The following is a 14,609-nucleotide window of genomic DNA, read 5'->3' on the forward strand; positions in this document are numbered from 1 at the left end:
CGCTCGAGGGTGGGCGGCCGAGGCTGTTCAGCCCGGGGGCCGCAGACCGGCGAGCAGGGTGTCGAGCCCCGTACGGGTCTGCTGGGCGAAGCCGCGGAAGAACCGGTTGGCCAGGGGCACGGCCCAGCGGCCCCGGGCCGCGACGTTGTAGACGCGCAGTACCACCCGTGTGCCGCTGCCGTGCGGCGTCAGCTCGTACTCCCCGCGGTACCACCAACCGCCCTGGACCCCTACGCGTCCGGCCGTCACGTCCACCTTCAGATAGCCGTCGTCGAAGTTCTCCACCAGCGCGCGCCGGACGTCGTCGGCCGGCAGCTCCACCTCGCCGGTGGCCTCGGCGAGCAGCTTCCGCCCGGCGCTCACCGGTCGCCCGCGGGGACGAGGCCAGGCGCCATCTTGAAGGAGAACGCCTCCATCAGCGGCTTCCGCTTGGTGTTGTGGAAGGCGGCGATACGCCACCGGCCGTCGGCCTCGCGGACCAACGTGTACGTCTGCACCTTGGCGAGCGCCTTGGGCCGCGCGCCCTTGTACGTGTCCCCGCGGCTGTTGACCACGGCAGTGTCGGGGCCGAGGAACCGCAGGTCCACAAGCTCGTCGGCGAGCCGCGTGCCCTTGAGGAACTTGGCGAACAGGATGCGATGGCTCTCGGCTATGTCGCGCCTGCCTCGGTAGTACGTGCCGACGAAGGTGATGTACGAGGCGTCCTCGGTGAACTCGGCTCCGTAGGCGCCGGCATCGTGGCGGGCCCAGGCGTCCAGAAGGCGGGTGAGGGTGTCGGTGATGGCCCGGCGGTCGGCGGTCCGGTCCGAGGGTGTGGCCTGCTGGGGCATGACGGACTCTTTCCTTTGGAGTGGCGCATTCCTTTAGAGTGGCGCAGATACTGATTCTGGGCAGTATCTGCACACGTGCAGCTATTTAAATGTAAGAGAAGTGAGGCTCCATGGCAAGCGCAAAACGGGCATCCGGTGACGAGGGTGAGATCTTCCGCGCCTACCTCGATGCGGTGGGGCTGCAGGCGATGGCGGGCGCGGCGGCGGTGGGGCTGCAGGCTTCCGAGTGGTACGCCTTCAGCCAGCTGGCCCTCGAAGGGGGCCTGACCTCGGGGCGGTTGGCCGAGCGGACCGGGCTCACCACGGGGGCGACCACGCGGCTGATCGACCGCCTGGAGCGGGCCGGCTTCGTGCGGAGGGCCGCCGATCCGACGGATCGGCGCAAGGTGATCGTCGAGCCGGTGCCGGAGGCGGAGGCCCGGATCGCCCAGGCGGTGGCGCCGGCTCGGCGGCTCATCGGCGAGGTCCTCGACGGGTACTCGGCCGGCGAGCGGGAGCTGCTCTTCGACTACTTCAGGCGTGCGGCTCCGGCCTTCCGGCAGGCCACCGAGGAGACGCGCAGGGCAGGGAGGCGGGCTTCGCAGGGGTGAGCCGACGGTTTGCGGAAGCGGCGCCGCGTGCCGCGTGGTGCGCTTGACACAGAAATCGAACATCCATTCTCATGGATGGTCTGGCCTCTCTGCAGGCCCGTGATTCCGGGGTTGGCGCGGGGTCGCTCCGGGATTCGCGCGGAGTTATCCACAGGCTGGACGGGCGTCGAGGCGGATTGTCAGTGGCAGGCGATAGCGTCTTTGACGTGAAGCGATCGACTCAAGCAAATCGGGTGGAACCCATGGCAGGTACGGACCGCGAGAAGGCGCTGGAAACAGCCCTCGCACAGATTGAACGCCAATTCGGCAAGGGCGCAGTGATGCGCATGGGCGAGCGGCCGAACGAGCCCATCGAGGTCATCCCCACCGGGTCGACCGCGCTCGACGTCGCGCTCGGCGTCGGCGGCATCCCGCGCGGCCGCGTGGTGGAGGTGTACGGACCGGAGTCCTCCGGCAAGACCACGCTGACCCTGCACGCGGTGGCCAACGCCCAGCGCGCCGGCGGCCAGGTGGCCTTCGTGGACGCCGAGCACGCGCTCGACCCGGAGTACGCCAAGAAGCTCGGCGTCGACATCGACAACCTCATCCTGTCCCAGCCGGACAACGGTGAGCAGGCCCTCGAGATCGTCGACATGCTGGTCCGCTCCGGCGCCCTCGACCTCATCGTCATCGACTCCGTCGCCGCCCTTGTGCCGCGTGCGGAGATCGAGGGCGAGATGGGCGACAGCCACGTGGGTCTGCAGGCCCGTCTGATGTCCCAGGCGCTGCGGAAGATCACCTCGGCGCTCAACCAGTCCAAGACCACGGCGATCTTCATCAACCAGCTGCGCGAGAAGATCGGCGTGATGTTCGGCTCGCCGGAGACCACGACCGGTGGCCGCGCGCTCAAGTTCTACGCCTCGGTGCGGCTCGACATCCGCCGTATCGAGACCCTCAAGGACGGCACGGACGCGGTCGGCAACCGCACCCGCGTCAAGGTCGTCAAGAACAAGGTCGCGCCGCCGTTCAAGCAGGCCGAGTTCGACATCCTCTACGGGCATGGCATCAGCCGCGAGGGCGGCCTGATCGACATGGGCGTGGAGAACGGTTTCGTGCGCAAGGCCGGTGCCTGGTACACGTACGAGGGCGACCAGCTCGGCCAGGGCAAGGAGAACGCCCGTAACTTCCTGAAGGACAACCCCGATCTCGCCAATGAGATCGAGAAGAAGATCAAGGAGAAGCTCGGCGTCGGTGTGAAGCCGGCCCCGGAGGTCGCGCCCGGTGCGGACGCCGCCGGTCCGGCCGCGGCCGATGCCGACAAGGACGCCGCTGCCAAGACGGTCCCGGCTCCGGCCACCAAGGCCAAGGCGACCAAGGCCGCGGCGGCCAAGAGCTGATCCGTGGTACGACGCACCGACTGGCCCGGGGAGTCGGGGGACTTTGACCTCGGGCCGTCCGAGCCGCAAAGGCGTGGGCGCCGTGGGGGCGGCGGACGCCGGCGCGGGTTCGGCGAACAGGACAGCGGTTCCCCTGATCCGTCGAGGGCCGGGGAGGGGGAGCCGCGTGCACAGGGGCGCCCGGAGCGGGAGTCTCGCCAGGAGGGCCGGCCGGAGCGGGAGACCGATCCGGCCGAGCGCGCGCGGAACATCTGTCTGCGGCTGCTCACCGGCACCCCGCGCACGCGTCAGCAGCTCGCCGATGCCCTGCGCAAGAAGGAGATCCCCGACGAGGTGGCGGAGGAAGTCCTCTCCCGCTTCGAAGAGGTCGGGCTGATCAACGACGCGGCGTTCGCCGACGCCTGGGTCGAGTCACGGCATCACGGCCGAGGGCTCGCCCGTCGTGCCCTGGCACGGGAGTTGCGGACGAAGGGGGTCGACTCGGCCACCATCGACGAGGCCGTGGGCCGGCTCGACTCCGACCAGGAGGAGGAGACGGCCCGCGAACTGGTCGACCGCAAGCTGCGCACGACCCGCGGCCTCGACCGCGACAAGCGCCTGCGCCGGCTCGCGGGGATGCTGGCGCGCAAGGGGTATCCGGAGGGGATGGCGCTGCGGGTGGTGCGGCGGGCGTTGGAGGAAGAAGGGGAGGACGTGGAGGAGTTGGGGTTCCCGGGCCAGTGAGCCGGGGGCGCTCGGTCCGGGGAGTGCGGCGCCCGGGAAAGCCGTAGCAGCAGCGGTGGGGATAGCCCCCGCAAGGGACGGCAGACGGCTCCAGTGTGTCGGGCGGGGTGTGCGCAGCACTGTGGAGGTGCACACCAGAAGGGCTTCGGGCCCCGTCCCCGACAACCGAAAAGAGACCGTGCGCCATGCTGCTGCGCTACGCCTTCAGGACCGTCCGGCACCGCAAAGGCGGCTTCGTCGGAGCGTTTCTCGCGCTGATGTGTGCCGCAGCGCTGATCGCCGCCTGCGGCTCGCTGCTCGAGACCGGGCTACGGGGAAAGATCGCCGCCGAACGCTATGCCGGCGCCCCGATCATCGTCTCCGCCGACCAGAACGTGCATCGGACCACGGTCAAGGAGAAGAAGGGCAAGACCAAGGTCAAGCACAAGGCCAAGCCCATTGCCGAGCGGGCCTGGCTGCCCCGCGCCACGGCCGCCGAGGTACGGGCCGTCGACGGGGTCGGGCAGGTGATCCCCGAACTCTCCTTCCTCGCCCAGCCGTTGGGCACACCGCACACCGGTCGGTCCCTCGGCCACGCCTGGTCCTCCGCCGCCCTCACCCCCTTCCGTCTCACCGACGGCACGGCACCCAAGGGCGCCGGTGATCTGGTCGTCGACCGGGGACTCGCGGAGCGCGCCGGTCTCGCCGTGGGCGACCGGCTCACCGTGCAGTCCACGCAGGCCCCGCGTACATATCGCATCACCGGGATCGCCGCCCCCGCCCAGAGGCAGGACCTCGAGCATCAGAGCGCCCTCTTCTTCAGCGACGCGGAGGCCGAGCGCCTGGCCGCACGCCCCGGCCAGGTCACGGCCCTCGCGGTGATTCCCGAAGACGGCGTCTCCGTAAGCGCGTTGAGCGAGCGGCTGCGCGAGGCGCTCCCCGCACCGCAGGTCCAGGTCAGCACGGGTGAGGCCAAGGGCGCCGTGGAATTCCTCGACGCCGCGGGGGCCCGCGTCAAGCTCGTCTCCATGGGCGGTGCGATGGGCGGCACCTCCCTGCTCGTCGCCGTCCTCGTGGTCGTCGGCACCTTCGCGCTCTCCGTGCAGCAGCGCCACCGCGAACTCGCCCTGCTCCGGGCGATCGCCACCACCTCGAAGCAGATCCGTCAACTGCTCGCCCGCGAAGCCCTGGTGGTCGGCGCGGTGGCCGGCCTCGCCGGAGCGCTGCTCGGTCTCCCGCTCGGCTCCTGGCTGCAACACCGTTTCGTCGAGGCCGGCGCCATCCCCGCCTCCCTGGACCACACGGTCAGCGTCTTCCCGCTCTTCGCCGCCTTCGGCGCGACCCTGTTCGGAGCCTGGGCCGCAGCCCGTATCTCCGGCCGCCGTATCGCCCGCATCCGCCCCGCACAGGCCCTGTCGGAGGCGGCCCTGCAACCCGCGCGCCCCGCGTGGACCCGTATCGCGGCGGGATTCATCACCCTCGCCGGCGGCATCACCCTCGTCGCGGTGCTCAGCACGCTGCGCACCGAACCCGCATCGACTCCCGTGACCTTCCTGGCCGTTGTGGTCCTCGCCATCGCCGTGGCGCTGCTCGGACCGCTGCTGGTGCGGGCCACCGCGTTCATCCTGAAGCTCCCGCTGCGGCTCACCGGACACGGCGGAAAGCTCGCCACCGCCAATCTGCGCGGCAACTCCGTCCGGATGGCCTCCGTCGTCACCCCGCTCGTCCTCCTGATCGGCATGACCTGCACGGTCCTGTTCGTCCAGTCCACACTCGGCGACGCCTCCCGTGCACAGGCCCGCGAAGGCGTACGGGCCGACTGGGTGCTGTCCGCGCAAGGCCCCGGCGTTCCGGCCGGAGCCGCCCGGCAGCTCCGTGCGTCCGGTGCCACCGCCACCGAGGTCGTACGGACCACCGTGCGCGTCGGCCTCGACAAGTACCAGACCCAGGGCGTCACCCCCGAGGGCCTCACCCGCACCTGGGACCCCGAGGTCACGGCCGGCACGCTCGAGGGATTCGGCCCGCAGAGTGCGGCGGTCAGCGAACTCGCCGCCGACCAGCTCGGATTGAAGCCCGGCAGCACCCTGAAACTGACCCTCGGCGACGGCACCCCCGCCACCGTCAAGGTCACCGCCGTCTACACCCGCGGCCTCGGCTTCGGCGACCTCACCCTCGCCCACGACCTGGTCGCCGACCATGTCGACAACCCCTTGGCCGCCGCCGTCCTCGTCGCCTCCGACGCCCCACGCCACCAACTGGCCGACGCGCTCCGGGACTTCCCCGGCATCCAGATCCTCGCCCCCGGTGAGGCCGACCGGCTGCAGGCCGAGCGTCAGCAGGCCAACGCCGAGGTCAACCTGCTCGCCATGGCCCTCGTCCTCGCCTTCACCGCGATCGCCGTGGTCAACACCCTCGTGATGTCCGTATCGGCACGTGTCCGCGAGTTCGCCCAGCTGCGTCTCGTCGGCGCCACCCGCCACCAGGTGCTGCGCATGCTGCGGATCGAGGCCGTCTCGGTCCTGCTGCTCGCCACGGCGCTCGGCAGCGGTATCGCGCTGGCCGTCCTCACGGCCTTCAGCGTCGGCATGACGGGCACCGCCGCGCCTTCGGTGGCTCCGCTCCTGTACGTCACGATCATCGCCGCGGCCGGCGCGCTCGCCCTCATCGCCACCTCCCTGCCCGGCCGTTCGGCCCTGCGGGCCCGGCCGGTGGAGGCGGCGCTGGCCAAGGAGTAGCCACGCACGCTGCAGCACGGGGTTCCTTCGATACGAGGCGGGCTCATGCTCGTATCGAAGGAACCCTTGCCGTGGTCAGGGGGCGAGCCGGGTCTCCGTCTACTGCGAGATCGGCCGGGTGATCGCATCCGGCACCGAAGCCGCCGGCACCACCGGAAGCCCCGCCCTGCGCCAGGCCTGGAAGCCGCCGATCAGATCGGTGGCGCGGTGCAGGCCGAGCTGGAGCAGGGAGTGGACGGCGAGGCTGGAGGCGTAGCCCTCGTTGCAGAAGATCACCAGGCGCTGGTCGTGCCGGGTGACCGCGGCGGCGCGGTGGCTGCCCAGCGGGTCCAGGCGCCATTCGAGCTCGTTGCGTTCGACCACGAGCGCGCCGGGGATGAGGCCGTCGCGCTCGCGCAGCTCCGCGTAACGGGTGTCCACGAGCAGCAACTCGCCTGCCAGGAAACCCTCGTGGGCCTCCTGTGGAGTGATCCGGTCGAGACCCGCACGTACTCGTTCCAGATGCTCGTCGATCGACACCGGGCGGGCGCTCACTGCCAGTCCTCCGGCTGCTCGACGTCTTCCAGGCGCAGGATCGGGCCGGTGCGGCTGTAGCGGCGGATCAGCGGGAGCGGCGGATAGTACGCGTGGACCGAGACCGCATGCTGCGCGGTGGACTCGTTGAGCACCTCGTGCACATGGTGCTGCCCGAACGCCCGGCCCTCGCCCGCCTCCAACACCCGTTCCCGGTCGAGGTCTTCGGCCAGTTCGAGGGACTTCCAGGCGGACGTGGGGATACGGGCCGTCAGCGAGTTCTCCTTCAGCGTGCCCGACGCCGTGGCGAACGCGCCGATGGACTCGGCGTGGTCGTGCCAGCCGGTACCGGTGCCCGGCGGCCAGCCGATCAGCCAGGCCTCGCTGCCGCCTGGGCCTTCGAGACGCAGCCAGGTACGGCCCTCGGGGTCGAGCGGGAGCGAGGCGATGAGCTCGGCGTCGGCGGCGCTGCGGGTGACGAAGTCGAGGAGTTGAGCCGGAGTGGGGGCCGCGGTGGCAGGGGTCGCCGAGGCGGCGGAAGGTGCGGACACGGATACCGTCCTGAAGGTTCGCTGGGGACGCGCGTCGAACCCGCCTTCAGGCGGGGAGCGCGAGGGAAGGGCGAATCAGCAGGGTTCGGTACAGACGCAGCCTGCGTAGCGGACCAGGTCCAGATGGACCCTCCGCCACATATGCACGCCACGTTCCGTCATGGGCGGGGTACACCATGACGGAACGTGGCGGGCAATCGGGGGGCCCGGCTCGGGGGGGGGGGGGGGCCGGGGGGGGGCCGGGGGGGCCCCGGTCACCCGCCGCCGCGCCCTCTTCGTCCGCCCTCGCACGCCGTGCGCCCGCCGGCGGAGCGGGTTTCCCGCCGCGCGCCGTGTCCGCCGCCGCGTACAACTCCGCGGGCCGTACACCGCTCAGCGCCGTCACCAGATGGCCGTCGGGCCGGATCAGCAGCACCGTATGGGCGACCGCGCCGGGATAGCCCTCCGCGACGAGCAGTTCGGCCGGCAGGGGCAGCGCGGTGACCGCCGCCGCGAGCCGTGGCATCACCCCGGCCTTCAGCCAGTGCCGCCGGTCCCACACGCCCGTGCCCGGCGCGACCAGGACGACAAGGAGACGTCCGCGCCCGAGCCGGTCCCGCAGCCGGACTTCGGCGCCGTCCGGTGCGGTCACCGGTACGTCGGAGATCGGTGCGCCCGGCTCCGTACCGACCGTGACCTGGGACTCCGAGGGTTCATCGAGCGCGAGCGGCGACCGGTCGTACGCCGGAAGCGAGCCCAGCGGACCGCGCCCCAGGTGTCCGTCGGTCAGGAGCGCGTCATGCCCGCGCGCCGTCCCCGGCACATACGCCCGCAGGCCCCCGCCGCCGCGCAGTATCGGCAGCGCCTGGTCGGCGGCGCGCAGCCGGGCCGCGACGGCGCTGCGGCGCTCGGCCTGGTAGCTGTCGGGCAGCAGCTTCGACTCACCGTGGTCGCGGGACAGCACCAGCCTCCAGGCGAGGTTGTCCGGGTCGCGCCGCCCCTCGTCCACCCCCTGGGTGCCGAGGGCGCCCAGAAGATGCGCCGCGTCCCCGGCGAGGAAGCAGCGGCCCACGCGCCAGCGCCGTGCGAGCCGGTGGTGCACGGTGTGTACGCCGGTGTCGAGCAGTTCGTACGGGGGTGTCGTACCGCACCAGCCGGCCAGCGTGTCCCGTACCAGGGCCACCAGGCGCTCGGGCGTGACGAGTTCGCTGCGGGCGGGCAGCAGCCAGTCGAGCCGCCAGACGTCGTCCTGCAGCGGGCGCGCGGTGATCTCGGCCGGGGCGCCGCGCCAGGGCGCCATCCGGTGCAGCAGAGCCTCGCCCGGCCACGGCAGCTCGGCGCGCAGCGCCGCGACGGCGTGCCGCTCCACCGCCGTACGGCCGGGAAAGCGGACGTCGAGCAGCTTGCGCACCGTGGAGCGCGGACCGTCGCAGCCGATCAGATAACTGCCGCGCCACCATGTGCCCTTGGGCCCCTTGGTGTGTGCGGTGACCCCGCCCGCGTCCTGCTCGATCGAGTCGAGGCGGCTGTCGACGGCCACCCTGACCAGGCGCTCCTCGTCGACGGCGGTACGCAGGGCGGCGGTGAGCGTGTGCTGGGCGAGATGCGCGGGGCCCGGATCGGCATCGTCGAAGGCGACCTGGCGCAGTTCCTGCTTTCGGCGCAGCGAACGCCAGCCCGTCCAGCGGGTGTCGCTCAATGTGATCCCCGTGAGCCGTTCGACGAGGGCGGCGGTGTCCTTGCGCAGGACCACGGTGCGGGCGGGCCGCTGCTCGTCCTTGCCGGGGCCCTCGTCCAGGACGACGGACGGGACGCCGTGCCGGGCCAGGGCCAGGGCCGACGTGAGGCCCACGGGCCCGGCACCCGCGATGATCACCGGGTCCACGGTGCGGCGCCCCCTGCCGTCAGGGTGCTGCGCGACGTACGGGAGAGGGCAGTTGGCGCAAGGTGCACGATCACAGAACGTATGCAACCGACTGCATGCCTCCCGAGTCAAGCTGCGCCTCCCGCGGGCCCGGAACGCTTCCCTTCGGCGGCCTCACGCTGTAAGCGGCCCGGCAGCGGCGCCCTGCGGTCACGGTGTGACATCGGCCCTGGTGCTCACAGCGCGTGACCTGGCAGGATCGCGCGCATGCCGCTCGCACTCCCGCGCATCAGCAGGCGCCGCGCCCTCGAAGGGGCGGGCGCCGGGCTTGTGGTGTTCGGACTGCTTCTGTGGTGGTTGCTGCCGTTGGGGGCGAGCCCGCCCGGCGGGAAGGTCGTCTTCAGCACCGGCGGGGCCTCGGGCGTGTACGAGGTGTACGGCAACGAGCTGAAGAAGGCCGCCGCCGACGATCTGCCCGATCTGGACATCAAGTTGTGGAGCAGCCAGGGCTCCAAGGAGAACGTCCGGCGGGTGGCCACCGGTGAGGCCGACTACACCATCGCGGCGGCCGACGCGGTGCGGCAGTACCAGCAGGACAAGGGCAGCGGCTGGGACCGGCTGCGCGGCTGCGTGCGGCTGTACGACGACTATGTGCACCTGGTCGTGCGCGGGGATTCGCGCGTGACGAAGGTCGCCGACCTGAAGGGCAAGCGGGTCGTGGTGGGGCCGGAGGGCTCCGGGGTGCGGATCATCGCCGAGCGGGTGCTGGCCGCCGCGGGCCTCGATCTCGGTGACATCGATGCCGTGGACACGGCGTCGCAGGCGGCGGGTCCGTCGTTGACGACGGGGGACGTGGACGCGTTCTTCTGGTCCGGAGGACTGACGACGCCGTTCGTGAAGGACCTCTCGGAGAAGACCGACATCCGCCTGGTCGAACTCGGCAGTCTGGTGGACGAGCTGCACCGTCAGGGCGGCCGGTCCAGCTACTACCGCGCGGCGATCATGCCGACGGACGCCTATCCCGATGCGCAGGGCGGCAGGCCGGTGCAGACCATCGCGGTCGCCAACCTGCTGGTCACCACGGAGCAGGCGGATGAGCGGGTCACGGAGTGGCTGACGCGAGTGGTCATAGACCACCGCGATGCGATCGGGCAGCGGGTGCATGCGGCGCAGCTGGTGGATCTGCGGACGGCGGTGTACACGGATCCGCTGGATCTGCATGAAGGGGCTCGGCGGTATTACCGGTCCGTGAAGCCGTGAAGCCGTGAAGCCTCGAAGCCCGTGAAGCCCGTGAAGCCGTGAGGCTGCGAGCTCAGGCACCGGTCGAGCGCGGCAGGGACAAGGTCACCTTCAAGCCGTGCGGCTCGTTCGGGGCGTACGCGATCGTGCCGTCGAATGATGTCAGCAGGGCCCGGGTGATGGACAGGCCCAGGCCCGAGCCCTTGACGTTCTGGTGGCGGTTGCTGCGCCAGAAGCGGTCGCCGATCCGGTTCAACTCCTCGTCGGTGAGCCCGGGGCCCCCGTCCGCGATCTCCACCGTCGTGGTGGCGCCGTTGGCCGCGACCGTCACGGTGACCTGCTCGCCGGCGGGCGTGAACTTCAGGGCGTTGTCGATCACCGCGTCCAGGGCGCTGGACAGGGTCACGGGATCCGCCCAGGCCGTCGTCGCGCGCAGCCCCTCGGTGCGCAGCTCGACGCCCTTGTCCTCGGCGAGCGGGCCCCAGGCCGCGACCCGCTCGGCGACCAGTTCGCCGATGTCCGTCAACTCCGGTTCGATGCCCGCGTGCTCGGCGAGCGCGAGGTCGAGCAGATCGTCCAGGACCCGGGCGAGCCGCTTGCCCTCCGTACGGACCGAGGCGATCTCCTCGTTGCCCTCGGGCAGTTCGAGCGCGAGCAGCTCGATCCGCAGGAGCAGCGCGGCGAGCGGGTTGCGGAGCTGATGCGAGGCGTCCGCGACGAACGCCCGCTGCTGCTCCAGGACGTCCTCGACGTTGTCCGCCATCTCGTTGAACGAGCGGGCCAGACGCCGCAGTTCGGGCGGTCCGCCCGCCACCGCGACCCGGGACTTGAGCCGTCCCGTCGCGATGTCGTGCGTGGTCGCGTCGAGATCCCGTACGGGACGAAGCACCCAGCCCGTCAGACGCAGCGCGGCACCGATCGCCAGGAACATCGCGGCGGCCTCGCCGGCCCCGATGAGCAGCCAGCCGCGGGTGATCTCGGAGCGCATCTTGCCCGTGGGCGAGTCCGTGAGCACGACGGCGACGACATCTCCGTCCCGTACGACCGGACTGGCCACGTACAGACGGCGCTTCTGCCAGGGCCAGATCTGCCGTGGGTCCTGGCTGCTGTGGCTGTAGAGCGCGTCGTCGAAGGCCTCACGGCCCTCGCCGTCCTCGGGCACGGACCAATCGTGCGAGGCGACCATCTCGCTGTGGTCGCGGAAGAAGACGCCGGCCCGGATTCCGTAGACCTTGTAGTAGCGCTCGAGATCCTTGCGCAGCGTCTTGCGGCGCTCGCCCTCGACACCGGGCAGGTCCTTGGACGGATCGGTGACGTACTGGGCAAGTCCCGCAAAACGGGCGGCATCCTCGATCCGGTCGACCACGACCTTCTGCTGCTGCGCGGCCGCCAGGCTCACCGCCAGGGGGAAACCGAGGGCGAGCAGGATGGCCGCCATCAGCACGATGAGCAGCGGAAGCAGGCGCGTACGCACGAAGTGGCCTTATACGGCAGGGGCGGCAGGAGCGACGAGCCGGTAGCCGACGCCGCGCACCGTCTCGATCAGCGCGGGCATCCGCAGCTTGGAGCGCAGCGAGGCCACATGCACCTCGAGGGTGCGGCCCGTGCCCTCCCAGCTGGTCTGCCAGACCTCGCTGATGATCTGTTCCCGGCGGAAGACCACACCGGGGCGCTGGGCGAGCAGCGCGAGCAGGTCGAACTCCTTGCGTGTCAGCTGGACGTCCTCACCGGAGACGGTCACCTTGCGCGTCGGCAGCTCCACATGGACGTCCCCGAGCGTGATGCCCGTCTCGATCGGACCGGTGGAGTCCTCCTGCGACGTACGCCGGCTCACCGCGTGGATACGGGCCAGCAACTCCCCGGTGTCGTAAGGCTTCACGACATAGTCGTCGGCGCCGAGGTTCAGGCCGTGGATGCGGCTGCGGATGTCGCCGCGCGCGGTCACCATGATCACGGGTGTCGCACTGCGCTTGCGGATCTTCCCGCAGACCTCGTAACCGTCCTGGTCGGGAAGTCCGAGATCGAGCAGGACGACTCCGAAGGGCGGTTTGTCCGTGGGAAGCAGCGCGCGCAGCGCCTCTTCGCCGTTGCGGGCGTGAACGACCTCGAAGCCGTGCCGGGCGAGAACGGCGGACAGCGCGGCGGCCACGTGGTCGTCGTCCTCGACGAGCAGCAGTCTCATTCTGTCCTCCTTCCGTTCACGCAGGTCTTATGCACTCAGGCAGTCACGCCGATACACGGTGACGACGTCAAGGCCGTTCTTGTTACGGGCGGGTTCCGTTATCCAGCCGGTACGCGGGGCGGGCGTCCCCTTCACGCAGTGTGTCCGGTTGCGGCCGGATCGTTATGCTCAATTTCCCCTCAGATGTAATGACGCTGGTCTTACCGCGTTACTACTGTCCTCCCAACCGAGGAGGATGGAGCAAGACCCCCATGGCCGAAGTATCGGTGACCAAGGACGCTGTGCCTGCGGCGGACGAACTGGTCGTGCTGAAGAACGTCAACAAGCACTTCGGCGCGTTGCATGTGCTCCAGGACATCGACCTGACCATCGCCCGCGGCGAGGTCGTCGTCGTGATCGGGCCCTCGGGCTCGGGCAAGTCGACGCTCTGCCGGGCGATCAACCGCCTCGAAGGCATCGACTCCGGGAGCATCTCGCTCGACGGCAAGCCGCTGCCCGCGGAAGGCAAGGAGCTGGCGCGGCTGCGGGCCGACGTCGGCATGGTCTTCCAGTCCTTCAACCTCTTCGCCCACAAGACCGTTCTCGAGAACGTCATGCTGGGCCAGATCAAGGTCCGCAAGAAGTCGAAGGCCGACGCCGAGGAGAAGGCACGTGCCCTCCTCGACCGGGTCGGCGTCGCGACCCAGGCCGACAAGTATCCGGCTCAGCTCTCCGGTGGCCAGCAGCAGCGCGTCGCCATCGCGCGCGCCCTGGCCATGGAGCCGAAGGTCATGCTCTTCGACGAGCCGACCTCCGCGCTGGACCCGGAGATGATCAACGAGGTGCTCGAGGTCATGCAGCAGCTCGCGCGCGACGGCATGACCATGGTCGTCGTCACTCATGAGATGGGCTTCGCCCGCTCGGCCGCCAACCGCGTCGTCTTCATGGCGGACGGCCAGATCGTCGAGCAGGCGACCCCGGACAAATTCTTCACCGCACCCCGCAGTGACCGCGCCAAGGACTTCCTGTCGAAGATCCTGCACCACTGAGCTCAAGCGACACTGAGCTGCTGCAACTCACCGAAAAGCAAAGGATGTTCATCATGAAGCTCCGCAAAGCCGGTATCGCCACCATCTCCGTTCTCGCGCTCGCGCTGACCGCCACCGCCTGTGGTGACGGCGGCAAGAAGGACAAGGACGGTACGGGCTCCGAAGGCAGCGGCGGCGGCAAGTCGATCAAGATCGGCATCAAGTACGACCAGCCGGGCATCGGCCAGAAGGCGCCGGACGGCAGCTTCGCGGGCTTCGATGTCGACGTCGCCACGTTCGTGGCCAAGGAGCTCGGCTACGCCGAGGACAAGATCGAGTTCGTCGAGACCCCGAGCGCCGACCGCGAGACCGCTCTCAAGCGCGGTGACGTCGAGTTCATCGCCGCCTCGTACTCGATCAACGACGAGCGCGACAAGCTGGTCGACTTCGCCGGTCCGTACCTTCTGGCCCACCAGGACCTCCTTGTCGCCTCGGACTCCGACATCAAGGAAGGCACGGACCTCAACGGCAAGAAGCTCTGCTCGGTGTCGGGTTCGACCTCCGCGCAGAACGTCAAGAAGGAGATCGCTCCGAAGGCGCAGCTCAAGGAGCTCAGCACCTACTCCGAGTGCCTCGAGGGTCTCGCGGGCGGCTCCATCGACGCGCTGACCACCGACGACTCGATCCTCGCGGGTTACGCCTCGCAGGAGCAGTACAAGGGCAAGTTCAAGCTGGCCGGCCTGAAGCTCAGCAACGAGAACTACGGCATCGGCGTCAAGGACGGCAACACCGCCCTCAAGGACAAGATCAACAAGGCCCTCGAGAAGATGGTCGCCGACGGCGCCTGGCAGAAGGCTGTCGACGACAACTTCGGCCCGGCCGGCTACAAGAACGAGCCCGCCCCGAAGATCGGCAACATCGTCAAGTAACCCTTGACCAGCGGCCCTTGAGGACCTGACCGGGCTCATGCCCGGATCCCGCGGCCGCGGCATTTCGACGGCGCGCCACCCGGCTTGTGAAGACACAGCCCGGGTGGCGCGT

At 70.2% G+C, this 14,609-nt stretch carries 14 protein-coding genes; 7 read left to right on the forward strand and 7 right to left on the reverse strand.

Annotation, left to right across the window (positions count from 1 at the left end):
* Nucleotides 1–27: 27 nt before the first annotated feature.
* The gene (locus JAO81_RS04430) at nt 28–363 is read right to left on the reverse strand and encodes a hypothetical protein (RefSeq protein WP_199546409.1); all 336 of its coding nucleotides are present in this window, start codon (nt 361–363) and stop codon (nt 28–30) included.
* Complete coding sequence (locus JAO81_RS04435; RefSeq protein ID WP_199546410.1) at nt 360–830, reverse strand: SgcJ/EcaC family oxidoreductase; 471 nt, start codon at nt 828–830, stop codon at nt 360–362. Before JAO81_RS04435 ends, JAO81_RS04430 begins: the two co-directional genes overlap by 4 nt.
* Before the next feature lie 110 nt (nt 831–940).
* On the opposite strand from JAO81_RS04435, the gene JAO81_RS04440 reads away from it, so the two are divergent.
* From JAO81_RS04440 to JAO81_RS04455, 4 genes are all read left to right on the forward strand, one after another.
* Nucleotides 941–1,420 (forward strand): MarR family winged helix-turn-helix transcriptional regulator, encoded by a 480-nt coding sequence (locus JAO81_RS04440; RefSeq protein ID WP_199546411.1) that lies wholly within the window; start codon nt 941–943, stop codon nt 1,418–1,420.
* A gap of 242 nt (nt 1,421–1,662) precedes the next feature.
* Nucleotides 1,663–2,796: a recombinase RecA gene (gene recA / locus JAO81_RS04445; protein ID WP_199546412.1), complete on the forward strand. Its 1,134-nt coding sequence runs from the start codon at nt 1,663–1,665 to the stop codon at nt 2,794–2,796.
* Nucleotides 2,797–2,799: 3 nt separating this feature from the next.
* Nucleotides 2,800–3,519: a recombination regulator RecX gene (recX, locus tag JAO81_RS04450; protein WP_199546413.1), complete on the forward strand. Its 720-nt coding sequence runs from the start codon at nt 2,800–2,802 to the stop codon at nt 3,517–3,519.
* Between the two features lie 185 nt (nt 3,520–3,704).
* On the forward strand, nt 3,705–6,233 hold the full coding sequence (locus tag JAO81_RS04455) for an FtsX-like permease family protein (protein WP_199546414.1): 2,529 nt from the start codon (nt 3,705–3,707) through the stop codon (nt 6,231–6,233).
* A gap of 99 nt (nt 6,234–6,332) precedes the next feature.
* On the opposite strand, the gene JAO81_RS04460 is transcribed toward JAO81_RS04455, so the two are convergent.
* The 3 genes from JAO81_RS04460 to JAO81_RS04470 are packed head-to-tail and all read right to left on the reverse strand — an operon-like array spanning nt 6,333 to nt 9,161.
* Entirely contained in the window at nt 6,333–6,767 is a 435-nt protein-coding gene (locus JAO81_RS04460; RefSeq protein ID WP_199546415.1) for a rhodanese-like domain-containing protein, read from the reverse strand.
* Nucleotides 6,764–7,297, reverse strand: coding sequence for a cysteine dioxygenase (locus JAO81_RS04465; RefSeq protein WP_199546416.1), 534 nt, complete (start codon nt 7,295–7,297; stop codon nt 6,764–6,766). The genes JAO81_RS04460 and JAO81_RS04465 overlap by 4 nt, the downstream gene beginning before the upstream one ends.
* A gap of 46 nt (nt 7,298–7,343) precedes the next feature.
* Nucleotides 7,344–9,161: an FAD-dependent monooxygenase gene (locus JAO81_RS04470; protein WP_307813134.1), complete on the reverse strand. Its 1,818-nt coding sequence runs from the start codon at nt 9,159–9,161 to the stop codon at nt 7,344–7,346.
* 246 nt (nt 9,162–9,407) lie between these two features.
* On the opposite strand from JAO81_RS04470, the gene JAO81_RS04475 reads away from it, so the two are divergent.
* Nucleotides 9,408–10,400, forward strand: coding sequence for a TAXI family TRAP transporter solute-binding subunit (locus tag JAO81_RS04475; RefSeq protein WP_199546417.1), 993 nt, complete (start codon nt 9,408–9,410; stop codon nt 10,398–10,400).
* A 52-nt stretch (nt 10,401–10,452) separates the two neighbouring features.
* Here the strand turns inward: JAO81_RS04475 and JAO81_RS04480 are convergent, their stop codons facing one another.
* Together JAO81_RS04480 and JAO81_RS04485 are read right to left on the reverse strand one after the other, a co-directional pair.
* On the reverse strand, nt 10,453–11,853 hold the full coding sequence (locus tag JAO81_RS04480; RefSeq protein WP_199546418.1) for a HAMP domain-containing sensor histidine kinase: 1,401 nt from the start codon (nt 11,851–11,853) through the stop codon (nt 10,453–10,455).
* A gap of 9 nt (nt 11,854–11,862) precedes the next feature.
* Complete coding sequence (locus JAO81_RS04485; protein WP_199546419.1) at nt 11,863–12,561, reverse strand: response regulator transcription factor; 699 nt, start codon at nt 12,559–12,561, stop codon at nt 11,863–11,865.
* A 251-nt stretch (nt 12,562–12,812) separates the two neighbouring features.
* Here JAO81_RS04485 and JAO81_RS04490 point away from each other — a divergent pair, with 251 nt between their 5' ends.
* Both JAO81_RS04490 and JAO81_RS04495 read left to right on the forward strand, forming a co-directional pair.
* Entirely contained in the window at nt 12,813–13,589 is a 777-nt protein-coding gene (locus JAO81_RS04490; RefSeq protein ID WP_199546420.1) for an amino acid ABC transporter ATP-binding protein, read from the forward strand.
* A 53-nt stretch (nt 13,590–13,642) separates the two neighbouring features.
* Complete coding sequence (locus JAO81_RS04495) at nt 13,643–14,497, forward strand: glutamate ABC transporter substrate-binding protein (protein WP_199546421.1); 855 nt, start codon at nt 13,643–13,645, stop codon at nt 14,495–14,497.
* The last annotated feature ends 112 nt before the right edge of the window (nt 14,498–14,609 follow it).

The organism is Streptomyces sp. N35, from assembly GCF_016464295.1.
Lineage (GTDB): Bacteria > Actinomycetota > Actinomycetes > Streptomycetales > Streptomycetaceae > Streptomyces.

Coding starts and splice junctions, on each gene's coding strand:
- JAO81_RS04440 (WP_199546411.1), top strand. CDS start 941: ATGGCAAGCGCAAAACGGGCATCCGGTGACGAGGGTGAGATCTTCCGC.
- recA (WP_199546412.1), top strand. CDS start 1,663: ATGGCAGGTACGGACCGCGAGAAGGCGCTGGAAACAGCCCTCGCACAG.
- JAO81_RS04475 (WP_199546417.1), top strand. CDS start 9,408: ATGCCGCTCGCACTCCCGCGCATCAGCAGGCGCCGCGCCCTCGAAGGG.
- JAO81_RS04490 (WP_199546420.1), top strand. CDS start 12,813: ATGGCCGAAGTATCGGTGACCAAGGACGCTGTGCCTGCGGCGGACGAA.
- JAO81_RS04455 (WP_199546414.1), top strand. CDS start 3,705: ATGCTGCTGCGCTACGCCTTCAGGACCGTCCGGCACCGCAAAGGCGGC.
- JAO81_RS04495 (WP_199546421.1), top strand. CDS start 13,643: ATGAAGCTCCGCAAAGCCGGTATCGCCACCATCTCCGTTCTCGCGCTC.
- JAO81_RS04435 (WP_199546410.1), bottom strand. CDS start 830: ATGCCCCAGCAGGCCACACCCTCGGACCGGACCGCCGACCGCCGGGCC.
- JAO81_RS04485 (WP_199546419.1), bottom strand. CDS start 12,561: ATGAGACTGCTGCTCGTCGAGGACGACGACCACGTGGCCGCCGCGCTG.